Origin of the sequence: Microcoleus sp. K5-D4 (genome assembly GCF_036704575.1) — a bacterium.
Lineage (GTDB): Bacteria > Cyanobacteriota > Cyanobacteriia > Cyanobacteriales > Microcoleaceae > Microcoleus.
This window is the reverse complement of the sequence record NZ_JAUBSD010000007.1, coordinates 42,750-64,965: the sequence shown is the minus strand read 5'-3', so window position 1 is coordinate 64,965 and position 22,216 is coordinate 42,750. Positions and strand designations below refer to the sequence as shown.

Annotated in this window: 22 protein-coding genes; 9 read left to right on the top strand and 13 right to left on the bottom strand. The window is 47.4% G+C overall.

What is annotated here, in order from left to right; all coding sequences use genetic code 11:
• Positions 1–35: 35 nt before the first annotated feature.
• The 3 genes from QUA77_RS04165 to QUA77_RS04155 form a co-directional block, all read right to left on the bottom strand.
• Complete coding sequence (locus tag QUA77_RS04165; RefSeq protein WP_333035678.1) at positions 36–782, bottom strand: hypothetical protein; 747 nt, start codon at positions 780–782, stop codon at positions 36–38.
• A 575-nt stretch (positions 783–1,357) separates the two neighbouring features.
• The gene (locus QUA77_RS04160; RefSeq protein ID WP_333449338.1) at positions 1,358–2,080 is read right to left on the bottom strand and encodes a pyridoxine 5'-phosphate synthase; all 723 of its coding nucleotides are present in this window, start codon (positions 2,078–2,080) and stop codon (positions 1,358–1,360) included.
• Positions 2,081–2,142: 62 nt separating this feature from the next.
• Complete coding sequence (locus tag QUA77_RS04155; protein ID WP_333449337.1) at positions 2,143–2,928, bottom strand: nucleotidyltransferase domain-containing protein; 786 nt, start codon at positions 2,926–2,928, stop codon at positions 2,143–2,145.
• A gap of 271 nt (positions 2,929–3,199) precedes the next feature.
• Here QUA77_RS04155 and QUA77_RS04150 point away from each other — a divergent pair, with 271 nt between their 5' ends.
• From QUA77_RS04150 to QUA77_RS04135, 4 genes are all read left to right on the top strand, one after another.
• On the top strand, positions 3,200–4,060 hold the full coding sequence (locus QUA77_RS04150; RefSeq protein ID WP_333035682.1) for a Tab2/Atab2 family RNA-binding protein: 861 nt from the start codon (positions 3,200–3,202) through the stop codon (positions 4,058–4,060).
• A 455-nt stretch (positions 4,061–4,515) separates the two neighbouring features.
• On the top strand, positions 4,516–5,811 hold the full coding sequence (locus QUA77_RS04145) for a TldD/PmbA family protein (protein ID WP_333449336.1): 1,296 nt from the start codon (positions 4,516–4,518) through the stop codon (positions 5,809–5,811).
• Between the two features lie 100 nt (positions 5,812–5,911).
• Positions 5,912–6,868, top strand: a complete 957-nt coding sequence (locus tag QUA77_RS04140; RefSeq protein WP_333449335.1) for a GDSL-type esterase/lipase family protein — start codon at positions 5,912–5,914, stop codon at positions 6,866–6,868.
• Positions 6,869–7,236: 368 nt separating this feature from the next.
• Positions 7,237–10,050 (top strand): chloride channel protein, encoded by a 2,814-nt coding sequence (locus tag QUA77_RS04135; RefSeq protein WP_333449334.1) that lies wholly within the window; start codon positions 7,237–7,239, stop codon positions 10,048–10,050.
• A 628-nt stretch (positions 10,051–10,678) separates the two neighbouring features.
• On the opposite strand, the gene QUA77_RS04130 is transcribed toward QUA77_RS04135, so the two are convergent.
• The 4 genes from QUA77_RS04130 to QUA77_RS04115 form a co-directional block, all read right to left on the bottom strand.
• Entirely contained in the window at positions 10,679–10,840 is a 162-nt protein-coding gene (locus QUA77_RS04130) for a hypothetical protein (protein WP_333035688.1), read from the bottom strand.
• Positions 10,841–10,979: 139 nt separating this feature from the next.
• Positions 10,980–11,387: a hypothetical protein gene (locus tag QUA77_RS04125; RefSeq protein WP_333449333.1), complete on the bottom strand. Its 408-nt coding sequence runs from the start codon at positions 11,385–11,387 to the stop codon at positions 10,980–10,982.
• Positions 11,388–11,517: 130 nt separating this feature from the next.
• A complete protein-coding gene (locus tag QUA77_RS04120; protein WP_333449332.1) occupies positions 11,518–11,928 on the bottom strand; it encodes a hypothetical protein in 411 nt (136 codons plus the stop codon).
• Positions 11,929–12,314: 386 nt separating this feature from the next.
• Positions 12,315–13,100 carry a PspA/IM30 family protein gene (locus QUA77_RS04115; protein WP_006635936.1) on the bottom strand — a complete coding sequence of 262 codons (786 nt, stop codon included), beginning with the start codon at positions 13,098–13,100 and terminating at the stop codon, positions 12,315–12,317.
• A gap of 70 nt (positions 13,101–13,170) precedes the next feature.
• Here QUA77_RS04115 and QUA77_RS04110 point away from each other — a divergent pair, with 70 nt between their 5' ends.
• The gene (locus QUA77_RS04110; protein ID WP_333035693.1) at positions 13,171–13,347 is read left to right on the top strand and encodes a hypothetical protein; all 177 of its coding nucleotides are present in this window, start codon (positions 13,171–13,173) and stop codon (positions 13,345–13,347) included.
• 54 nt (positions 13,348–13,401) lie between these two features.
• Here the strand turns inward: QUA77_RS04110 and QUA77_RS04105 are convergent, their stop codons facing one another.
• Both QUA77_RS04105 and QUA77_RS04100 read right to left on the bottom strand, forming a co-directional pair.
• Positions 13,402–14,106 (bottom strand): PspA/IM30 family protein, encoded by a 705-nt coding sequence (locus tag QUA77_RS04105; RefSeq protein WP_333035694.1) that lies wholly within the window; start codon positions 14,104–14,106, stop codon positions 13,402–13,404.
• Positions 14,107–14,374: 268 nt separating this feature from the next.
• Positions 14,375–15,625, bottom strand: coding sequence for an SPOR domain-containing protein (locus QUA77_RS04100; protein ID WP_333035695.1), 1,251 nt, complete (start codon positions 15,623–15,625; stop codon positions 14,375–14,377).
• Between the two features lie 485 nt (positions 15,626–16,110).
• On the opposite strand from QUA77_RS04100, the gene QUA77_RS04095 reads away from it, so the two are divergent.
• Positions 16,111–16,440 carry a hypothetical protein gene (locus QUA77_RS04095; protein WP_333206268.1) on the top strand — a complete coding sequence of 110 codons (330 nt, stop codon included), beginning with the start codon at positions 16,111–16,113 and terminating at the stop codon, positions 16,438–16,440.
• Positions 16,441–16,655: 215 nt separating this feature from the next.
• On the opposite strand, the gene menB is transcribed toward QUA77_RS04095, so the two are convergent.
• Both menB and QUA77_RS04085 read right to left on the bottom strand, forming a co-directional pair.
• Positions 16,656–17,489, bottom strand: coding sequence for a 1,4-dihydroxy-2-naphthoyl-CoA synthase (gene menB, locus QUA77_RS04090; protein ID WP_333282358.1), 834 nt, complete (start codon positions 17,487–17,489; stop codon positions 16,656–16,658).
• A 306-nt stretch (positions 17,490–17,795) separates the two neighbouring features.
• Positions 17,796–18,392 (bottom strand): TerB family tellurite resistance protein, encoded by a 597-nt coding sequence (locus QUA77_RS04085; RefSeq protein WP_333076503.1) that lies wholly within the window; start codon positions 18,390–18,392, stop codon positions 17,796–17,798.
• Between the two features lie 78 nt (positions 18,393–18,470).
• Here QUA77_RS04085 and tadA point away from each other — a divergent pair, with 78 nt between their 5' ends.
• The 3 genes from tadA to QUA77_RS04070 all read left to right on the top strand — a co-directional run bounded on the left by tadA (position 18,471) and on the right by QUA77_RS04070 (position 20,529).
• Positions 18,471–18,971: a tRNA adenosine(34) deaminase TadA gene (gene tadA / locus QUA77_RS04080; protein ID WP_333449331.1), complete on the top strand. Its 501-nt coding sequence runs from the start codon at positions 18,471–18,473 to the stop codon at positions 18,969–18,971.
• A gap of 283 nt (positions 18,972–19,254) precedes the next feature.
• Positions 19,255–19,983, top strand: coding sequence for a lysophospholipid acyltransferase family protein (locus tag QUA77_RS04075; protein WP_333071030.1), 729 nt, complete (start codon positions 19,255–19,257; stop codon positions 19,981–19,983).
• Between the two features lie 177 nt (positions 19,984–20,160).
• Positions 20,161–20,529, top strand: a complete 369-nt coding sequence (locus tag QUA77_RS04070) for a hypothetical protein (protein ID WP_333449330.1) — start codon at positions 20,161–20,163, stop codon at positions 20,527–20,529.
• A gap of 181 nt (positions 20,530–20,710) precedes the next feature.
• Here the strand turns inward: QUA77_RS04070 and QUA77_RS04065 are convergent, their stop codons facing one another.
• Together QUA77_RS04065 and QUA77_RS04060 are read right to left on the bottom strand one after the other, a co-directional pair.
• Positions 20,711–21,475, bottom strand: coding sequence for an ABC transporter ATP-binding protein (locus QUA77_RS04065; protein WP_333449329.1), 765 nt, complete (start codon positions 21,473–21,475; stop codon positions 20,711–20,713).
• Positions 21,476–21,860: 385 nt separating this feature from the next.
• The coding region (locus QUA77_RS04060) for a HEAT repeat domain-containing protein (protein ID WP_333449328.1) at positions 21,861–22,216 on the bottom strand (356 nt) is incomplete at its 5' end.

Here is a 22,216-nt window from a genome sequence, read left to right as displayed (position 1 = left end):
AATTCGATCGCCCGACAGTATTTGTGCAATCTTTGCTATTGCACAGAAACTCGGATTGAAGACTTGACCGGCCTCTTGGCAACTACGATTACCCGATAGATACCGGAGTCGGGGAGTTGAGCAAAAGTTTGACCTTCGCCTTGATCCAGGAGTTGTCCCGTCGGAGATTCGATCGCCAGATCTAGATTTTTGTTGCTAGCTGTCACCCTAATTGTCTGTCCCTGCTTGCCTTGAAGCGTAATTGGCTGGATTTGGTAGCCGGACATTTTGAGTTTGATTGTGGCTTGTTTTTCCTTGAATGCTATGGGAATTGCGCGATCGGGCCTATAAGTCCACTTAGCGTTAAAGTCGCGTCCGAGTACGAAGCTGGTGGTTTCACCTTTCGGGGTAACTCGCACGCGATAGATGCCGGACTCTGGCAACTGGCCCATCCACTGATTGTCTGCTTTTTCAATAACCCCCATATTTTCACCATTGGGACTGTACAGTTGGGCTGTCAGTTGTCCCGCCCACAGGGAGAGAGTGAGTTCTCGCCCTTTGACGCCTTCAAAAATATAGGTGGTGGGTTGGTTGATGGTTTCTCGGATTTCCGAGGTTGACATTCGCTTGATCGGTTCGAGGTTGGGAACTGATTCAGAGGTAACGGGTTTGTTAAGGGTTTCTGTAATTTCCGAGGCAGCCATCAGCTCGCTCGGTGCAATTTTGGGGGCTACTGGGCTGGCAAATACTGATTTTGCCGTCATCATGAGTAGCATTCCAGTCAGTAAAATTAGTTTTTTCATGTCGCACTTCCGAGGGGGGTAAGGAATTGTATATGGTTACTTGTGTTTGCCTGTTTTCACCGGATTAAACCGGGCGATCGCACAGAGGCTACAGGAGGAGATAGGATACACGTAAATATCCCGTACTTGCACAAAACCTGCTGGTAGCAAATTGGCAGTGCGGGAGCTAAGTAGTAGCCTCAGTTTGTCGGGACATTTTAATGATACTCCTTACGGATAATATCATCACAGAATATTAGTAATTTGGTCTAGGAAAATTAAAGCTTTTTCCGAGGTTCTTGCTAAAGAAATGCCCACACCCAAAAAACGCGGTGTCTGGGATTCTGGCTCTGCCTTGCTACTAGAAAACGGCTAGCACCACCACGGGGTGACAGCCCCTAGTGTTACTTCATTTTTGACGAGCGCCTAATTATCTAGGTCGCTGCGAACCCCACCTTACCCTATTTGTAGCGTGTCAAACCATTTTTTGCGTAAGTTTTGATACTGTATGTTGGCAGGGCGGATTTAGTTTTTATATTTGATAAAAACGAGTTTATTACTGCCAAATCCGCCCTGCCACCAGAGGTTAATTTGTACTACGAACCTGCCAGAATTTTTAGGTAAGCTTCTACTGTGTTGGACAACCCCATTTCTAGCGCTTCCGCAATTAAAGCATGACCAATTGATACTTCGAGTATATCAGGAATAGAGCAAAATTTAGCTAAGTTTTGCAAATTTAAATCATGTCCGGCATTCACCCCTAAACCTGCTGATTGAGCGGCTTTAGCTGCTAAGACATATTGTTGAAAAACAGATTCTACTCTACCTTCGCGAAAAGCAGTTGCGTAGGGTTCCGTGTACAATTCTACTCTGTCTGCTCCAACTTCTTTTGCTAGCGGCATGAGAGCAGCATCTGCGTCCATAAACAAGCTAACTCTGATGCCGTTGTCTTTTAATTTTTGAATGATTGGTAACAGCCGATCGCGATTTTCGGGAATATTCCAACCGCTATCGGATGTTAGCACGTCGGGAGCGTCCGGCACCAAGGTACACTGAGCCGGTTTTACGTCGCAAACTATATCCATAAATGGCGGCTGAAACGGATTTCCTTCGATGTTGAACTCAACGGTTAGCATTTTAGCTAATTCATAAACATCGGCAGCTTTGATATGTCTTTCGTCGGGGCGGGGATGGACTGTAACGCCATGAGCTCCGGCAGCAATTACTGTTTTTGCGGCTTCCGTAACGCTGGGGATACCGATGTTTCGAGAGTTTCTGAGGAGGGCAATTCTGTTGATGTTGACGCTGAGTTTTGTCATGGGATGTTAATCTTTAAGGTAGATGCTACTATATTAATCGCTTTCGGTACGAAATATTGAGCCTATTGCGCTACTGTTAGGGCATTGTAAGAGGAAAAATTAGCTTGTGCAAGCGGTAAAGTTTCTGCAAAAAAAACCTCAGCTATTTGCTGTTTGGCTGCTAAGTCTTCAAGGTTGGCAATGCAGAAAAGCGGTGCGACGCGATCGACTATTTGGGGCGGAAAATCTCGGGTGAAATATTTTAGTTCAAAGTCATATCTGTGGGGACGGTAAATCATGCCCAACAGTTCGACTAAGGGTAGAAGCGTCCAATTGTGATAGTTGCCGATCGCATCTACTAAATGTTCGCGATAAATCTCTTTTTTGACCAGAGGTTGCAGCAAATCGAAACGGATTTTAATTTCGTTGAATCTGGTTTGCATTCGGGATAAATGATGGTTTTTATCCAAAAGATGGGGTACAGCTAGATTAGCTTTGTCAAAGGTGATCGGAACTTGTCCGTGTCTCTCTATTTCCAGAAAATCGTTGCGGCTGCTGCGCCGAAAAACGGCAAAATCAATTAGCAAAAAAGGCGGGGTTTCTTTGAGCCGCCAGAAGCACTGCGATTGACCGTGCCAAGCGGGTTCGGGAACTCGATATTTGAGTTCGATTTCGGCAATTTCTGCGAGGGCTTTTTCAACAATCTCAAATGTTTCTTCCACGCAGTTATCTTCAACCACAACCGCAATATCGAGGTCTGACCACTCGTCGGTGTATCCGTGGGCTGCTGAACCTCCTTGCCACAAAGCGAGAACAAAATCTAAAAGTTGTAAGGTTGAAACAATCTTTTCGAGAATGATGTGTCTCATGAAATCAAGCTATACTGTTTGTTTTCCTTGGCTTGCACAAGTTTAACAAACGATCGCGTGTTGAGATTGCTCCGCGACAGTTCTCCGAGGAGTTGCGAATGCTTCCGGTGGTGAACTGCTGCCAAAAATTACACGGGAAGCTGCAAGGGAAAGTGGCAATCTTTGGGAAAGTGCGATCGCCCGCGATTGAAAATCAATCTTAAATTGTCAGAATCAGAAACTTGTCCGCTGTCCGGTAACATGAGAAAGGATTAATTTTTAACAGCGCGGCATGGCTACTATTTGGGAACTCGACTTTTACAGCCGTCCAATCATAGACGAGCGAGAGAAAAAAAAATGGGAAGTGTTGATCTGCGAAAGCCCGCTGAATGTAGGCGACAAAGCCGAATCTCTGTTTCGCTACTCGCAATTCTGCTCCAGTTCTACCGTGAATTCCCTGTGGCTGGCGGGTGCAATTAAAGAGGCGATCGCCGCAGCACCGAAACGACCTGAAAAAATCCGCTTTTTCCGCCGCCAAATGGCGAACATGATTACCAAAGCCTGCGATGACTTGGACATTCCCGCCGCCTGCAGCCGCCGCACCCTCGCCCTTAGCCTGTGGCTGGAAGAACGGATGCAAGACGTTTATCCCGCCGAACCGGGCTATCAACCGGTTGTTAACCCGAGCGTTCAATTTGTACCCGAAACGCCAGTTGCGCTGCCGGATGCTTTAATCGGCGAAAAATGGGCGTTTGTGAGTTTGCCGATCGCAGCTTTTGACGAAATGTCCGAGTGGGATATCGGATTTGGCGAAGCTTTCGGACTGCCGATGACACGCCTCGCCCCAGAAACGCAAATTCCGGGACTAATTATCTACTCGTCGAGAGCAACAGCTTTGGCAGGTTGGATGTCGGGGTTGGAGTTGGCTTTTCTGAAATTTGAGAGCGGCCCACCTGCTAGGCTGGTATTAGATACGGGAGCTAACGATCGCTGGATTTTAGCTAATCTCAGAGACGCAGCAACTGAGAGAGAAGCGAAAGGATTTGAAGCCGCTAAAAAGCAAGCAAAAAAAGTACATTTCTTAGCAATTCAGTCGAATCCCGAATCGGAATCTTTTGCAGGATTTTGGCTGCTGCACGAACTAACTATTTAGTCTATCGCTTGGCAATAACTGATATCAGGCAGCATTCTCTATCCGATTTAAGTAACCAGTTTTTTTTGACCCAAAATCTCTGCTTTGAGATTTGACCTGCTGCAAAAAATTCGATTTCTGACCACAGCCAAAAACGGATACCGTGCCACGTACTCCTGTCGTGGAGATATCAAAATTTTAGATTCTAGTTCAAGTTCCCAGATTCATCTGTGGAGTAAATCTAACACCTAAAATCTAAAAGCTAAAATCGAGTGACGCGATTGGCAAGATGGAAACAATCACAAATGCGTACAATCTTGCGATCGCCCATTCCAGCAGTTTCCCCAAAGAATCTAAATGTATGCCCGCGATCCAAACCCATACCCAGTAAGTCCTTGCCAATTCTTTAATCGAAAATCGAAAATCGAAAATCGAAAATAGTATTACCGATCGCCCATTACCAACCACCGAGAACAATGACCAACCAGCAATCAGCAGAACAACTGTTAGAACTAGCCACCAAAGCAGGTGCAGAAGCTGCTGAGGTATTGGAATCGCAATCGATCTCACGGCCGGTCTTTTTTGAAGCAAACCGCCTCAAACAGCTAGAAACCGCCCAAGCAGAAGGCATTGCACTGCGGCTGTGGCGGGATGGGCGGCCGGGTTTGGCGGTGGCCTACGGGCCTGTGGAACTGCAAATTTTGGTGGACAGGGCGATCGCGCTTTCACAACTCAACGAACCGGAAACCATCGAACTCGGCACCGGTGAGAAAGTTGTTTATCCCGATCGCGGAGTGTCGGTGCCGGCTGAACAGCTAGTAAACTGGGGCAAAGAGGCGATCGCGATCGTCCGCGAAGCCTATCCAGAAAGCCTCTGCACCGCCGAACTCGACTGCGAAATCGAGAGCACCCGCTTGGTGAACACCAGAGGCTTGGATTCGAGTCACACCGATACCACCCTCAGCGGTTACTTATCAGCAGAATTAGTGCGGGGCGAAGATTTCCTCAACATTTGGGAAGGCGAAACCGAACGCGGTACTCTCGACTTAAACACCAGCGCCAGGCGAGTTTTGCAGCGTTTGGAATGGGCGAAAGACAATGTAGCCCCCCCCACGGGGCGCGTGCCGGTGCTATTTACAGCCAAAGCAGCCGATTTACTGTGGGGGACTGTGTGTGCGGCGTTGAACGGCAAACAGGTACTCGAAGGCGCTTCACCTTGGAACGATCGATTAGGCCAACAAGTGACATCGCCGCTTGTCACCCTTTCGCAGCAGCCGGATATCGGGCCTTATAGCTGTCCTTTTGACGACGAAGGTACTCCAACTCGGGCGATCGTCTTTATCAACAATGGAGTGTTGCAGCTATTTTATACCGATCGCACCACCGGTCGAGCCTTGGGCAGTGGCACCACCGGCAACGGATTTCGCCCAGGTTTAGGCAGCTATCCCACGCCTAGTTTGTTCAATGTTTTGATTAAACCAGGTTCGCTTTCGCTAATCGATTTAATCGCTAAATTAGACGACGGAATTGTAGTCGATCAAATGCTTGGTGGCAGTGCCGGAATTTCCGGCGATTTTTCGATTAACGTCGATCTCGGCTACCGAGTCAAAAAAGGTGAAATAGTCGGCAGAATCAAAGACACAATGGTAGCTGGGAACGTCTACAGCGTCCTCAAACAATTAGTAGAATTGGGAGAAGACTCCGAGTGGAACGGTTCTTGCCACACACCATCTGTAATTGTAGAAGGATTGTCCGTCATCGGCAAGAATTAAAGTTAATTGGCAGTTGGCAGTAGTCAGTTGTTAGTAGTCATCCATCATTAGTTAACAGTCAACAGTCAACAGTCAACAATTCCCAATTCCCACACATAATATGCGTATTTGTTTTATCGGTGATTCTTTTGTAAATGGTACTTGCGATCCAAAATGTCTCGGTTGGACAGGACGGATTTGCGCGGCCGCTTGCGGACAAGGACACGATATTACCTACTACAATTTAGGAATAAGGGGAGAAACCAGTGCCGATATAGAAACTCGCTGGTTCAGCGAAGTTTCTTGCCGCTTACCTCACTACGGCGACGGCAGAATAGTATTTTCCTTTGGCGTCAACGACACTTATCTAGAAAACGAAAAAATTCGCATTGAAGTTGAGAAATCAATTGAAAATGCGCGATATATTCTCAAGTCTGCCCAAGAAAGAGTCCCAGTTTTAATGGTAGGGCCACCGCCAGTTATCGATGCCGAGCGTACAAGCCGGATTGCCAACTTATCCGAACAGTTTTCTCAAGTTTGCAGCGAGTTAAACGTGCCTTATCTAGATGTTTGTACCCCGCTGCAAAAATCGGAAATTTGGCAAAAAGAACTTACCGAAAACGATGGCTCCCATCCCGGGGCCGCCGGTTACGCTGAATTGGCGAAAATAGTTCACAATTGGGATGGTTGGAAAGCTTGGTTTAAAAATATCAATATCTCAGATCAAGAAACAGTAACGCTGTTCCGAGCCGTAGGCAAAAAAGAAATGGAACTAATTAAAGAAAGTGATTTTCTGGCATTTCCGCCACGCTTATCCTTTCAGCCTACTTTTTATCCCGTAGTTCACAAAGCCTATGCCATACAAATAGCGCGAGATTGGAATACAAGAGATGCAGCATCGGGATATTTCGGCTATGTAACCCGGTTTCGAGTGGGGGCTGAATTCTTAAAAAAATATCCGGTTCAAAATGTGGGCAGTTCGATTCACCAAGAATATTGGATTCCCGCAGAAGAATTGGCTCAATTCAATCAAAGCATTGTCGGAAAAATTGAAATTTTTGCGGAATATCAACCCTAAACTAGGAGCGAAGTATGCTTGAATTCAATCAATTTGAAGTTGTGAATTTTAACTGCTACGGTACTCTGATAGATTGGGAAAGGGGGATATTACCCGCCTTGCAACAATTGCTGTCAAGTCGCGCGAGATAGATTTGGGTAAATCCCAGACACGAGAAAACAGGATTTGGGGCGACACTTCCGGCCAGCGGCCAGCCTGATTTAGAAGTGCCGGATTTGAAAACACTGGTGGAGGCTATAGGGTAAAAAAATCGCAGATTGAGATCAAATCCGGTAGCATCGGAATTACAGCAGATTTCAGGTAAGTATGGAAGGAATTTTTGCTATAGTCCGATCGAGCAGACAATTCTCAGGTCATCTACGCTATTTATGCCGTATATTACTATCCCTAAACAGTTTAGGGAACCTTCCAGGGTCATCGCATCTCAACTGTTTTTACGACCGAAACGCCTCGCTATTTTTGAAGCTTGTCTGATCGGTTTAATTTCAGGACTGGCTGGCGTTTTGCTCAAATCAGGAGTCGGATGGCTCGGCAGTTGGCGAGTTGCTACCTCGACAGTAATTCCAGCTTGGATATTATTGCCCAGCGTCGGTTTATTCGGCGGGTTGTTGACAGGTTTCTTGGTTGAGCGTTTTGCTCCCGAAACTGCAGGCAGTGGCATTCCCCACGTCAAAGCTGCTCTGGGCGGAGTCAATCTTTCCTTAGATTTACGAGTAGCTGTCGCCAAACTTCTGACCACTATTTTAGCAGTTGGTTCCGGTTTAACTTTAGGAAGGCAAGGCCCGACTGTGCAAATAGGAGCATCTTTGGCTGGCTGGATCGGTCACTTGATGCCTACTTCCCCAGACTACCGCCGACAATTGATTGCTTGCGGTGCTGCTGCGGGATTGGCTGCTGGTTTCAATACTCCCATTGCAGGAGTTTTGTTTGTAGTTGAAGAACTGCTGCACGACGTTTCGGGATTGACTTTAGGGACTGCAATTATCGCTTCATTTATCGGTGCAGTTGTCTCGCAGCTTTTGGGCGGCGATAGTTTAAATTTGAACCTTCGCGAGTACCAAAGCAGTTTTGAGGCTCAGGAAATTCCCTTTTACATAGTGCTAGGAATTTTAGCGGGATTGCTGGGAGCTTTGTTCACGAAAGGGATTATTGCTAGCTTGCAATTTAACAGGCGATCACTCAAATTAGCTTTGCCCGCGCGAGTGGCTATAGCTGGCATAATCTGCGGTTCAGTAATAGCTTTTCTCCCAGAAACTTTCCGCAACAATACGGGTTTGCGTGAGTTTCTGCTGACCGGCGAAGCAAGTGGCATAACGAGTTTAATTGCTTTTGTAGCTCACTTTTTTCTAACAATTATTTCCGCTGCTTCTGGAGCTCCGGGAGGATTGTTCTCCCCTTCCCTAGTTATGGGTTCTGCACTTGGTCACATGGTGGGCATTGTGCAGGCAGATTTCCTGGGCGTTGGTTCGCCGGTAACTTACGCTTTGGCGGGAATGGGAGCGTTTTTTTGCGCGGTTACTAGAGCGCCGATTACTTCGGTAGTAATTGTGTTTGAAATTACGGCGGATTTCAAATTAGTGCTGCCTTTAATGATCTGTTCTGTAGTTGCTTATTTAATGGCAGAAAAGGTAGAGAACGGCTCCCTGTATACTCGCCTTTTGGAGTTTAACGGCATTCAACTGACGAAGGCAAAAGCTGCGAGCAATACTTTGAGCGACTTGCACGCAGATGACGTGATGCAGCGCCGAGTTGAAACTCTTTCGAGTATGCTGACTTTGGATGAAGTGATGCTGGCATTTTCGCGATCGCACCACCGAGGATTTCCAGTCGTTGAAGATGGCAAATTAGTCGGAATTGTCAGTCAAACCGATTTGGCAAATGCCACCGAGCGCAATTTGTCCGGAAGTTCGCTGCTCAAAGAATTTATGACTCTACACCCGATCGCAGTCAAAGCAAAGGATACTTTAAGCGAGGTATTGTACAGGCTTAACAACTACAATATCAGCCGTTTGCCAGTCATAGAAGGCCGCCGTTTGGTGGGAATTATTACCCGCAGCGACATTATCCGAGTTGAATCCGATCGCCTCAGCGGAGAAACAACCCAGGGCCCGCATCCAGAACCTTCTTGTATTGTCTATCAAACCAGGGCTCCGCAAGTCGGAAACGGCCGATTATTAGTGCCCCTTTCCAACCCTCAAACAGCACCCGCTTTGCTGCGGCTGGCGGCGGCGATTGCGCGCGATCGCAATTACGAATTAGAATGCCTGCAAATCATCTTAGTACCGCGCAACAGTTCCCCTTCTGAAACCGCAGTGCGGACAACCAAAAGCCGCCGTCTGCTGCAACAAGCCGAGCGAATTGTTCGCAATTGGAACTTGCCAGTACACACCCAAATACGGGTAGCTCATGACGTGCCTAACGCGATTTTGGAGACAATTAAGGAGAGCCATATCGATTTAATTTTGATGGGCTGGCAAGGCGAATTTTCCACAAAAGGACGCATTTTTGGCGATGTGGTCGATACCGTAATTCGGCAAGCAGGCTGCGAGGTAATTTTGGTGAAATGGAGCGAAAAACTATTAGCAACCCGCAAGAAAAATGAGTTGTCTCCCACTTTCAGCGGGCGCAAATATGCGTCTATAGAATGGGAGTTAAATCCCGAAGGAGTTGACGGCGCAGATAATCCCACATTGGCGAGATCCTCAGATTCCTCAGCCACTCCTGAGACTGAACTTTCCCCGCCGAATTCAGACATTCCAGGGCCAGAATTGGGCCTGCACACGCTGATGGGTTTGCAGCGCTGGTTGGTGCCTATTCGGGGCAGTTACCAGCAAGCTGCGGCTTTGCGGCTGCTACCTGCTTTGGTGGCTGCGAGTGCTGTACCGGAGATTAAATTGTGTCAGGTTCATCAGCCTTCTGTTGCAGAACCCGATCGCGGCGAATTAAAGCAAGCGGCGGAGTTTATTAAGCGCAGGGTTAGCTGTTCGATAATAGCGACTTCGGTTTGCGCTAAATCGGTTTCTGATGCTTTAATTGATTTGGCTCAGAACGATCAGTGCGATGCGATCGTCCTGGGAGCGAGCCGCGAAGGGCTGCTGAAGCAGGTGATTCACGGGAACATCCCGGAAGCTGTGGCGCGTGGGTGCGACTGTACAGTCATTTTAGTGCGATCGGCCTCTTAGCAAATTCATACCATTTTAGTCTTGTTTCCAGACAGACCTCCTAAATAATTATGGGTTACAGCTAGATATTTTTCCTAACGCAGAGGCGTTTTCCTTGATTCCATTCCAATTCCAGAAAGAAGTCTCCATGCCTTTTTCCGCTTGTGCTTCACAAGCGCTAAATTCTCGCTTTCCTTTTATTTTTAACACTTAATTGCTTAGTAAGCGATGTATAATAATGCAAAGCAAAAAGCAGATTAATTCCAAAAAACACCAAAGTTAATACAAATGTAAAAAAAGACGTAAACGACAGCCGGGAAGTCATCGTAAACATCGCCAAAATGATTGAGCAAAGCCCAAAACCGGAAGCAAAAGAACTTAAAAGCAGCAACCGCACCTTAGACATAGTTTAATTTAAAGATTATCAGTAAAATGCACTCTTGGCAGCTACAGAGGAGTGCCAAATGATACTTATTACTATATAGCGGAATTGCTCAGTTCCGCCAAGGGCAAAACGACTGCTTTCCTAAAAAGGTTTGAATTATAGAGAAAAATACAGCCCGCGCTCTTGTAAACTCCTGTTGCTCGACTTAATATCAATCAAAGTAATTCCCCCGCCTCCGCGAGCATTCCACCTTTCGCCATAGAGTCACCGCAGCCGCAATCCCGCTGACAGCAAAGTATTCGCTTCCAAAACCGCGCTTTGCCTGGGATTCCAAACATTGCCAAAATCCACAAATGGCGTCACCTGCAAAACTCCTTGGTTGTCGCGGGTGCGCTGGCATCGGATACCGCAACTCGGCTGAATCAAAAATCCCGCTATCGGTCAGCAAAGCATCCTGACGTTAGCCCCGCAATGTGTCTGAGCCCCCTATACCGAATGGTTCGATCGCCAAAAGCTCTGCTCCAGCCAATGCCACATCCGATCGCACCACCAGCAGCCTCTCATATCAATTCCAGTTGCACCGGAATGACTGTTGACTGTTGACTATTGACTCAATTTTATGATTCCGATGCACCACCAGCAGCGTCTCAGGAGCCAACAACCGCACGTACTGCAATTGACCCCCCCAGGTCAAAAATCGACTGTCCGGGCTGCTGCTGCTCACCGTAGCGCCAAATGCTGCCACTGCCAGACAGAACTGCGATCGCGCCGCCAAGACATCTCTCTCTCCCCTCTGAGTAAAATCCTGAAACAGCCTCAGCGCCGCAACCCGAGTTCTACCCCGATTATCTGCTGCCGGCGACAGTGGAAAATCTTTTCCCAGCAAAGATGTATCGCTTTCTCGCCTGCGGGTACTGATACCGATCGCGATTTCTCTTCTGGGATTTTGCCCGATCGGCTCGCGGTAAGTCAACTGCCAATTACTTCAAATCGAGCGACTTTTATCGTACCCGGAATCTTAGGAATTCTGCAGGCTGTGCCGGCGCGGGAATAGCAGTCGGCAAAAGCTGTGCGGCTGAAAGCAAGAGCGGTGGTGGCGCGGGTTACGGGAGGCGAGCCGGATTTGACAGCCGCGGGTTAGGAATCGGAAATTCGTGTCTGTTTTCTCCTCGATTCGGCAATTGAGGGACAGTTTCTGGGGCCTCACTTTGGGCCGATTGATCGAGATCCTGGAGGCTATTTTCTTGCTCTTTACTGCCTCTATCTAATTCTGAACCCGAGTATAAATCACGAAGCCGATCGCGATCGTCTGCTGTTTCTTGATTTAGTTTTAATTGAGACAGTAAATTATCCTGCAAAATTGGCGCTTGCACCCCTGAGTCGGTAGCGACCATCGACTCGCTAACACTTAGAGCTGATAGCAGTGCGGGGCAAATAGCTGCAATTGAGAAACCAAGTGCTAATGCCTTGAAAAACTTGATTTTACAAAAGCCTCTAGAAAATTGCACGGGCATGACAGATTAGCCATATTTGATAGTTATTTACACTTACGCTCGGGCGCGGCCGGCGCAATTGCAAGGAATAAAATTACTATATCACTTTAGAAAAAGTTTATTTATTAAGTCAATATAAAGATAGTTGACAGCAGTCCTATTTTATGTATAAAACTAACAACACTCCGACCTCCCAAGCTAGCCGTCTTGCAAGGAATAAAATTACTCTATCACTTTTTAAACACTTAATTCCTTAAGTCAATATAAAGATGGTTGACAATAACCATGTTTTGTGTATTCAAAAATGACTAAAAAAAAACTCCGACCTTCCAAGCTAGCCCTGTAGGTCGGCGGAGCATTCTATCAAACCTGCGATTTGAGAAATAGGTAAATTTTGATACAGATTACTACATTTTATTGAGCTGCGATCGCAATTCTTCCAACTCAGCGTCAATCACCGGGCTCGACTCCGAGCTACTAGCTGCTGCCGTTTTACCCGCTGCCGGCAATTGACCTTGAGACACAGAACCCCCGGTCAGTTGAGCTTTCATCTGAGCCAACTCGTCGTCAACATCACCGCCGCTTTCGAGCAAGCGGAACTGTTCCTCTAAATTGCTGCCGCCGGCCGCCAATTCTGCCGAAGCTCCCGCGCGAGCTTCAATCTGCAAAACTTTTTCTTCCATGCGATCGAAAGCTGCCATTGAACTGCCAGTATTCAATGTGCCAATGGTATTGTTGAGCTGTTCCTGAGCTTTAGCAGCGGATATCCTCGCCTTGAGCATATCCTTCTTAGTCTTAGCTTCGGAAATTTTGCTCTCCAAACCGATCAAGTTGCGCTTGAGACTTTCCACCTGAGCCGATTGCTGATCCAGACTGGCTTTCAGCGTAGCCGCCGTTTCAGCGTGAGACTTTTTGCGAACCAGCGCTTCCCGGGCCAAAGTCTCGTCTCCTTTTTGCAGGGCTAGCTGAGCGCGCTGCTGCCACTGGTTAGACTGAGATTCAGCTTGATTGTACTGAGTCTGGGTGCGCTTTTGAGTAGCGATCGCGCTGGCAACGGCCTGACGCAACTGCACCAAGTCTTCCTGCATATCCGTAACAGACTGTTCTAAAATCTTTTCCGGGTCTTCAGCTTTGTTGACCAGATCGTTAAGATTGGCTTTGACGACTCGGCTAATGCGGTCAAATAATCCCATAATGCTATTTTTCCTGGGTGAGGTGTACGAAGTAGGCGGAAAGCAGGCTTGATAGCCCTAGCCCGCAGTTGTGAAATTCACTCTTGTCAGATTTTTAGTGCGATTTAGTTTTTGGCAATTTTTGCAGACAGATAAATCCAGTTTAAAGCGATCGAGTAATGTGATGCAGGCAAGCTTATTCATGCACATATCTATTGAGTTTAACGTCGATCCGGGAATTCCCCAACAGGCTTCGAGCCATCTCTAGCTAGGCTGTTGAGAAGTTTTTGCTCGTTCTGACTCTTGTTCTGTTGCCTGGGGTTCAGGATGCGGGTGGCTCGCTCGACGGCAATTTGGGTGTATTGTTGCCCGGAAGCATTTGTGCTTTCATCGCGGCCAACTCGGTATCCACATCGTCGGCACCTTCGAGAGAGAGAAACTTCTTTTCTAAATCATTAGTTCCGAGTTCTGCGATTGCTTCGGAGCGAGCTTCTAGCTGCATGACTTTCTCTTCCATCCGTTCAAACGCGCTCAAAGCACTGCCGGTACTGAGATTGCCCATCATTTCTTGAAGTCTTTCCGAGGATGCGGCCGATCGAGCTCGGGCAATGTACATATCTTTTTTAGATTTGGCCTCGGAAATTTTACTTTCGAGCGCCCGCATATTTTCTTTTAGTTTAGTCACAACAGCGTTCTGTTGCCCGAGACTGGCTTTCATCGCCGTTGCCGTTTCTTGATAAGATTTCTTGCGGGTCAGAGCTTCCCGCGCCAAATTTTCCTCGCCTTTTTGCAAAGCTAGCTGCGCCCGCTGATGCCATTCTGCGGCTGTAGACTCAGCTTGGGAACACTGGCGTTCAGTGCGTTTTTGAGCTGCAATCGCTCCTGCCACAGCTTGTCTGAGCTGCACTAAATCTTCCTGCATATCCATTACAGCCTGTTCCAGAATTTTTTCTGGGTCTTCTGCAGCCCCGACCAAACTGTTAATATTGGCTCGAATCACTCGCCATAGGCGATCGAATAATCCCATTTTGCCAGTCTCCCGATTTTCAACTTTAGAATTAAGACAGAGAAATCAGAATTAAAAACTAAAAATGAAAACTCCTCAATCGTCTTTTTAATTTTTAATTTTGAAATTTTAATTCCCTCTAAGTTAGGTCGTCATGATTATTTTTAAGATGGGTAGGGCGCGAGCATTACCCATCAAAACTGAGCAAATGTTGGGTTAAGCGAAACCGAAGGTTCGTGCCTCGGCCCAACCTACTCCCCGATCATTAGTTTAATTGTCTTTGCCTAATTTATGGTTGATAGTATTGTGGCTTCACCCCTTTTTCTTGGAGTTCTTTCACCAAACGTTCTGCTGAGGCAGGATCGTTCAAAGCCCCCATTTGGATTTTGACACCCTTTGAGAAGTTCCGCACGTAGGCATCGGGAACTGCGGTTCTGGCTTGCTGCAGTGATTTTTCGTCGGTGTAATCGGTGACAACGTAATAGAAACCGTCTGCCGCCCGTGCAGGCCTTCCCAGCGGGGATGCGGCGGCTGGGGATGCTGTCGCCGGGGATGTGGCGGCAGGCTGGGCTGGGGATGCTGTCGCCGGGGATGTGGCGGCAGGCTGGGCTGGGGATGGTGTTGGAGGCAGTGTTGGCAGTGTCGGCACAGGCTGGGCAGCGCTAGGGCTGGGAGTGGGAAGCAAAGCCGTACTCAGATTGTTGAGTCCTTGTTCCCTGCCTCTGGGGGGGTTGCCGTCTTCTGTAGGAATCGGCACAACCCCGCTGGGGCCTGGAGGCGCTGGAGGGGTGGGCGGAATTGATGCTTTTGGTGAGGGGGAAGGAATCGGGCTGACTGTCGGCTTAACATTGCTGAGAGTGCTCAAATCTAGCTCGACAAATTCCTTGGATACCAGATTTGGAGCTTTTGGCAGTTCCTTGGTGCTGGTATCTGAGATGGCAGTAGAGGCGGGACTGTCGCTTGAAGAGGGTGCATTGCGATCGAGGAAACGGTTCAGACCTGCCATCTTAACCAAATTTGACGGGTACATGACTGCGTAGCCCAAAGCTGTGCACGACAGCAAAAATAGCAGCATCGAACTCAGTCCCAAGGGAGTTAACAAACTGGCGGCTAAACTGCGTTCTACCGTAGGCTCAGCTTTTGACTCGTCCAAACTTTCGATCAGTTTTTCGCTTGATTCGAGATAATTGTTGGGTGCGAAAGCACTGCTAGATAATTTTGTGCCACCCCTGGTAGTTGCTAGCGGGGCATCGCCCTGAGTGCCGGCAAGGGATAGGGGCAGCGATAGCGGCTGCTGGGTTTCTTCCGCAGTCTCCGGCGCCAAATTTTGGGCTAGCTGTTGCTCGGTTGTGGCTGTTTGCTTGCCGGTACGAACTGAGGGCGACACCCACTGTTCGGCCCGCCGCCTGTGCCTTCTGTATGTTGTCAGTTCTGCTTCTAGGTTTACATCTAGACTCCCCAGGACTGCTTGCAAAGCAGGCTTGATTGGGGTTGAAGAGGATTGATGATTTGGGGATTCCACCGAAGAACGCTTACTCATTAGCACAACTCCTACCGCCTCTGAATTAATTTGAATCTTTTGATTGTAGATATAAACAAGAAGCTTGAAAACTTGCCTATTTTATGATTAGCTACTTTTGGCGTCAATGCAACAGGGGCCCGATCGCCTGCTGTCGATCGCCGGCAGCTATTTTTCATTTTCATTGGAAAACTGAATTGTTCCTCTTTCCCAGAGGCTGCTTACCGACACTCTCAGCCAATTTTTGTATTCTAAGCTACCGCTTATTTGTAACCTCTCATACTCGTTGGGCATTTGTACTTTGTCTTGATCCCTAACGGCTTTATAAACTTTTAACCTGTGTTTTTACCTATACAATGAGCAAGCACGGAGCTAATTGTTTCTATATATAACGAGATTATAAATAAATTATAAAATTTAATTATACTTCGGGGATCGCTACAACCCAGACAGCATAAAGGTTGGGATGCTCTAAAACCTGCTAGCTCTACAAAGGAGAATTAGAGATGAAAATGATTTCCCTAAGAACTTTTATGCAAACCTCCTTAACTTCACCTTTAACTTCAGCTTGTGGTCACTGCCGTCACTATACCCCTGAAGGCAGACGCGGAGGTGTTTGCGCTTTACTAGGCGGCCCGGTTCAAAGTCACTGGAAAGCTTGTGCTTTAGCGGTTTCGCCTTTTAGGTCATCTTGGGAAAACATAGAAGAAATTGGAATGTGGCAAGAATCGACTCTGACGCTGCAGGATGCCACCGTCACTTTTTCCGATCGCCATGCCTGCCAGCTTACAGGCACAACGTTAACCGAAAAATCGGCAGCAGCAGTCTCGGTTTAGTTAGTCGGCAGCAGGATAGGTCATACCATTTTCGATTGGGGAATCACTGATCATTATCATGGTTTGGATCTGACAAAGCAGTTTCATTCTTTTTGGGAACTGGTATCACTACTGACACTTTTGGACGATCGGGTGCATTTGGCTTTACTAACTCAGAAAAATCAGCAGCATCTACTTTAATATGAGCGCATAAAAAAACTGATTTCTCCATCCAGCTATGGCAGCCAAGGATATTGACTAAAATCAGGTTGCCGTTTTTCTAAAAAGGCTTGTTTGCCTTCGGCGCCTTCTTCGGTCATATAGTACAGCAAAGTGGCATTTCCCGCCAGTTCTTGCAAACCGGCTTGACCGTCGCAGTCGGCATTAAAAGCGGATTTCAAGCAGCGAATCGCGATCGGACTTTTTTCGAGAATTTCCGCAGCCCACTGAATCCCTTCTATTTCTAGTTGTTCGACGGGCACGACGCAGTTGACTAAACCCATTTCTAGGGCTTGCTGCGCGCTGTACTGGCGACACAAAAACCAAATTTCTCGGGCTTTTTTCTGGCCGACAACTCTGGCGAGATAGCTAGCTCCGAAACCACCGTCGAAACTGCCGACTTTGGGGCCGGTCTGTCCGAAAATAGCATTGTCAGCAGCGATCGTCAAGTCGCAAATTAAGTGCAGAACGTGACCGCCTCCTATTGCGTAGCCTGCAACTAAAGCAATTACTACTTTGGGCATAGAGCGAATCAACTTCTGCAAGTCGAGCACGTTCAACCGGGGTATGCCACCTTCGTCTACATATCCCGCCGAACCCCGCACGCTTTGGTCGCCGCCGGCGCAAAAGGCGTATTTGCCGTCTGTATGAGGCCCCGCACCTGTGAACAGGACAACGCCGATTTTGGTGTCTTCGCGGGCATCAGTAAAGGCATCGCACAGTTCCAGCACGGTTTTGGGACGGAAAGCGTTCCGTTTGTGAGGTCGATTGATGGTAATTTTGGCGGTGCCGCCGCTTTTGTGATAGAGAATGTCTTCGTAGGTTTTGGCGGTTTGCCATTCAATTTGCATAATCAATCAATTTGAGATTTGAGATTGAGCTGACTCAATCAAGGCAGCGACAAGTCGCTTTTAGATTTTAGAGGCATTCGGTTCAATGGGATAGAAGGGTCGATAGACTCTTGCAAAAAAAATAAAGCGGGAGTTAGGCCGAAACCAGGTTTTTTACGAACATACACCGTACAACGCTCTTGGTAGGGGTTAAACAACCCGGTTTTTGAGGGTAAGAGCGCCCAAGGCCCATCTCAAATAGACACAGCGTCAAATCCTTGAACTCCTCTCACTACTTTTACTGCCCCAAAATTTATATGCGCTGGATTATTTGCGGAGTAAAATACTCAGCAAGTGCTTTGCTGCTTTGCCAAATACCGGATCGCGGGACTCGAATTCGCTGGGATCGAGTAAAGCTTGAACTTCGCCAAAAGCTTCTGAGTCGAGGGTTCCTTCTTTAGTAAATAAAGTGTCTAGGACTGCAATGTGTCTGGAGTCCAGGCCGAGCCGATTTGCGATCGACTGTAAGTACATTTGCTCCCGCAGGTCGATGTGCCCGTCGGCTGCTGACATTTCGTAGCCGGAACCGATAAGCAACAGTTTTTCAGATTCTGAGAACAAAGCTGTCAGAGTTAGCAATTCCGTGGGGTTGAAGTAAACCTGCTGTTTGGAGACTCCTTTGACAAGGCGCTGAATTAGTTCTACCCGATCGCGGTCGCCGCTAGCAAAGGCTTTGAGAGTCTTTTGTAGCCGTTCTTCTTCTTCAACTGCGATCGTCCTGTCAATAATCATCACTCCGCGCAGGATGGAAATTAGAGCAGTCACAAACACTACCAAAGGAGTGATATCTTGTTCGCGCAGCTTTTGCCGGCTAATGCGGCACAACAGCTCAACAATTTCAGTGGTGATCGTCGTGGTGTCCATAATTAAAAATGACTTTCTATTAAGCTGTAATGTAACTTTCTTTCTCGATCTTAAGTTTTTCTGTTACGTAGGTATGACGTGAATTCTAAAACTGAGCCATTGTCTATTAGTGATACTACTTATTTTATTCACAAACGCTGGATGACTAGGGCTGTGGAGTTGGCACAAGCAGCCGGTGATGCCGGTGAAGTACCTGTGGGTGCTGCAATTGTTGACGGTACTGGCAAATTGATTGCTGAAGCGCAAAATCGGCGAGAACGAGACTGCGATCCGACTGCTCACGCTGAAATCTTAGCTTTGCGGGCGGCCGGCCAAGTTTTGCAAGACTGGCATCTTAACCAATGCACGCTCTACGTAACGCTGGAACCTTGCCCGATGTGCGCTGGTGCGATCGTCCAAGCTCGGATTGGCCTGCTGGTATACGGAGCAGATGACCCCAAAACTGGCACGATTCGGACTGCGGCTAATATTCCAGACAGCGCGCATTCGTGTCACCGCTTAGAGGTGCTCGGCGGTATTATGGAGTCTGTTTGCCGCGATCAGTTGATTTCCTGGTTTGAAGCGCGCCGGAAAAATTAACAAGTAAAATTTTTTACTCTATTCTGGGCGATGTTTAATAGAACTTGACCCTTTAGCTGGAATAATAGATCCGTAATTGCCCGATCGAGCTTTCCAGGCGGCCGACTACTTTGTATTGGTGCTGTCCGGTTGGCTGAGGTTTTATCTGTTAGAGATTATCTCTTGCGGGCGCGATCGCTCGATCGGTACAAGGCCAATAGCAAAAGTGTCCCGACCCAAAAACTAAAGATTTGTCCAATCACTTACTTTAGACTTGAGATATCGAGAGAGCAGCTTAATTGCTATGCCCCACACCGCCACGATCGCCGTTGAGTCCAGTAAATCATCTCTAGTGAAGCCAATGCCTGCCAAGGTAGCATCTAATACCTCTCGCGTTTCTCCTTGGTTAACCTCCTTGCTCTATCCGCTAGGTCACTATGTTGTCCTACCGTTTCATTTTGGCAAGATTGAGATAACCGGACAGGAGCACTTGCCGAAAGACGGGCCTGTCATCTTAGCCCCTACGCACCGCTCCCGGTGGGATGCCCTGATGATGCCCTATTCAACGGGACAGAAGGTGACTGGACGCGATTTGCGGTTTATGGTAACTGCTGATGAGGTCAAAGGAGTGCAAGGTTGGTTCATCAGACATTTGGGGGGGTTTGCTGTAGATCTCAAGCATCCGGCAATTGGCAGTCTCCGTTATGGGGTTGAACTACTCCTCGACAGGGAAATGTTGGTGATTTTTCCCGAAGGCGGTATTTTTCAGGATGGCGAAGTTCATCCGATTAAGCCGGGATTGGCGCGTTTGGCAATGCAAGCAGAGTTGAGCAAACCGGGTTTGGGAGTAAAAATTGTACCGATGAGTATCCGCTATCGCCCGCGCATTCCTCAATGGGGTGCTCAGGTAAAAATTGCGATCGGTTCTCCGATTTCCGTGGCGGATTATGCCAATGGTGGCGGTGGTAAAAAAGAAGCACGATTGTTGAGTGCCCAGCTCGAAATGGATCTTAAAAAGCTTGATGAAAGTTGAGAAGAAGGAAGTTCGGCAACGGATTATGTAACGGATGTAACGGATGTCAGTCCGAGGGCAGTCGGAAGAAGGAAGAAGGAAGAAGGAAGAAGGAATTATGATATAATGTTTTAGGGTGCTGTCGAGAGCTGCACCACTTATTTTGGTTGGTTATGTCTGTATTAAGTGTGAGCATTAATGGGTTGTGCTTTGAACTTTAAGCCTGGTCAAATTGTTAGTTTAGAATGTGGAGATGCGTGCCTGCATTCCGAGGTAATCCAAGTGGTTGAGGCACGTCAAGTTTGTTGGGTGCGCCCTTTCATGTTAGTTGTATCGGTGTCGGGGAAGGATTCACCCACAGAATACACTTTATCCGATTTGCGAGATGGTGCTGATTTGCTTTGGCCGCTTAGTTTGTTTCGGGCGGCTTTAGATACTGAAGTAATTTCACTGTTGACCGAGTTGCACTCTCTGGATGCTGAAAAAAAGGATGGTGCGATCGCATCTCGGCAACTTAGAGATTTTGTCGATCGAGTTTGGGAAGCTTTTCCGAGTGCTTTTCATTAAGCAGATATCGGGCGTTTTGTCTATTAGTCCGCCAGGGGTTGAAAACCCCTGTCTAATAGCTAAAGTCCTCTTGCATAGGACTGATACTCTCTTAATTCTTCAGTCCGCGTAGGCGGACTTCCTTTGTCTAGAAGCGATTTCAATCGCCCAATTTTCTTTTCGCTTTTCGCGGACTCTTATACTAAAATACCGCGTGTGAAAGCTCTTCGGGGTTGAGATTGTTGTGAATAACTTTACCGTCGCGGAACCAGACAACGCGGCGAGTTTGGCGCGCGACTTCGGGTTCGTGCGTTACCATAACAACAGTCATGCCGCTTTCGTTGAATTCGGTAAAAATATCCATTACTTCTTGAGTAGTTTTTGTATCCAATGCACCTGTAGGTTCGTCAGCTAGCAACAACACGGGACGGTTGACAATAGCCCTGGCGATGGCTACCCGCTGCTGCTGTCCTCCTGATAGTTGATTCGGTCTGTTTTGCAGGCGGCTTTCCAGACCTACTTTTGTTAAAGCCTCTACTCCCCGTTCGCGTCTTTCTGCTGCGGGAATGCCGGCATAAACCATCGGTAACATGACATTTTCTAATGCTGTCAATTGAGGCAACAGGTGAAATTGTTGGAATACAAAACCTAATTTTAAATTGCGAATTCCGGCTAATTCTTCTTCGGGCATTTGGGCGACATCTACGCCGTCTAAGTAGTAACTGCCGCTCGTAGGTCGATCGAGACAGCCGATAATATTCATAGCTGTAGATTTGCCGGAACCCGATGCGCCCATAATCGAGCAATATTCTCCTTGTCTTACGGTCAAGCTGACGCCGTTTAAGGCGCGAACTTCCAGGTCGCCAATCCCGTAAACTTTTGTTACCTCTTCCAGACCGACAACAACGGGCTTTGAGAGGACTTGCGGGTCGAGGTCTTGATATGTATCGGTTTGTAGTTCAGGCATTTTTTTTCTGTGCGATCGACACAACTAACTACTAACTTAACACTTCTTATCGGTTTTGGCCGCTGGAAGGGCGATCGTTTGGACGCTAATTGACGAGATATAAAAAAACTAAATCTTTAAGGACGTGTTTGTGAGTTCTTTGATGAGAGTCATCTGAGGTTCTAGCACTAGATAGTTATCTAATTTGCTTTTTCCAGCGCGGGTCAAATCTTGATTATTGTGGGCATAAATTAGGTTGAGGATATGCTTTTTTGCTTCCTCCGAGAGTTGAAAGTCGATAAAGCTGTGGGGAGTGTGGCAGTCTCTAAAAATTAACTATTTCTGCATAAGTTTTGGGGATATTAGTAGCTACAGTCATATTTTATTTCTGCTTTTTTTGTTGAGATCACAGCTTCTCTAATTCGGTCAACTTTTTCTGGGTAAACTGGCGGACTTTTTTATCTGGATCGTTTGCCAATCGATCGCGGAGTATTTCTAAAGTTTGTGGGCGATCGGGGTATTGCTTGACCATGATTTCAAGTGCTCTTTGTCTGGGATTATTTTGGAAGTTGGCCTTGCGTTCAAAAGGATGATTGATAGCAATATCGCCCAACCATTCAAATATCCCTGGTTCATCTTTCCAGCCCTGTGCTAATTCTTGGACTGCTGTATATCGCACATCCCAATTATCATCAGATTGAGCCAGTTGTTTGAGGAGAGGTAAGGTTTCCGGGTCATCTTTCCACCCCCGTGCTAATTCTT

Excerpts from the sequence above, each read along its gene's own strand:
- QUA77_RS04155 (WP_333449337.1), bottom strand. The coding sequence starts at position 2,928 with ATGAGACACATCATTCTCGAAAAGATTGTTTCAACCTTACAACTTTTA.
- QUA77_RS04160 (WP_333449338.1), bottom strand. The coding sequence starts at position 2,080 with ATGACAAAACTCAGCGTCAACATCAACAGAATTGCCCTCCTCAGAAAC.
- QUA77_RS04120 (WP_333449332.1), bottom strand. The coding sequence starts at position 11,928 with ATGCCCGTGCAATTTTCTAGAGGCTTTTGTAAAATCAAGTTTTTCAAG.
- QUA77_RS04105 (WP_333035694.1), bottom strand. The coding sequence starts at position 14,106 with ATGGGATTATTCGATCGCCTATGGCGAGTGATTCGAGCCAATATTAAC.
- QUA77_RS04140 (WP_333449335.1), top strand. The coding sequence starts at position 5,912 with ATGCGTATTTGTTTTATCGGTGATTCTTTTGTAAATGGTACTTGCGAT.
- QUA77_RS04095 (WP_333206268.1), top strand. The coding sequence starts at position 16,111 with ATGAAAATGATTTCCCTAAGAACTTTTATGCAAACCTCCTTAACTTCA.
- QUA77_RS04085 (WP_333076503.1), bottom strand. The coding sequence starts at position 18,392 with ATGGACACCACGACGATCACCACTGAAATTGTTGAGCTGTTGTGCCGC.
- QUA77_RS04145 (WP_333449336.1), top strand. The coding sequence starts at position 4,516 with ATGACCAACCAGCAATCAGCAGAACAACTGTTAGAACTAGCCACCAAA.
- QUA77_RS04075 (WP_333071030.1), top strand. The coding sequence starts at position 19,255 with ATGCCCCACACCGCCACGATCGCCGTTGAGTCCAGTAAATCATCTCTA.
- QUA77_RS04150 (WP_333035682.1), top strand. The coding sequence starts at position 3,200 with ATGGCTACTATTTGGGAACTCGACTTTTACAGCCGTCCAATCATAGAC.
- QUA77_RS04070 (WP_333449330.1), top strand. The coding sequence starts at position 20,161 with ATGGGTTGTGCTTTGAACTTTAAGCCTGGTCAAATTGTTAGTTTAGAA.
- QUA77_RS04135 (WP_333449334.1), top strand. The coding sequence starts at position 7,237 with ATGCCGTATATTACTATCCCTAAACAGTTTAGGGAACCTTCCAGGGTC.
- menB (WP_333282358.1), bottom strand. The coding sequence starts at position 17,489 with ATGCAAATTGAATGGCAAACCGCCAAAACCTACGAAGACATTCTCTAT.
- QUA77_RS04165 (WP_333035678.1), bottom strand. The coding sequence starts at position 782 with ATGAAAAAACTAATTTTACTGACTGGAATGCTACTCATGATGACGGCA.
- QUA77_RS04100 (WP_333035695.1), bottom strand. The coding sequence starts at position 15,625 with ATGAGTAAGCGTTCTTCGGTGGAATCCCCAAATCATCAATCCTCTTCA.
- QUA77_RS04115 (WP_006635936.1), bottom strand. The coding sequence starts at position 13,100 with ATGGGATTATTTGACCGCATTAGCCGAGTCGTCAAAGCCAATCTTAAC.
- QUA77_RS04065 (WP_333449329.1), bottom strand. The coding sequence starts at position 21,475 with ATGCCTGAACTACAAACCGATACATATCAAGACCTCGACCCGCAAGTC.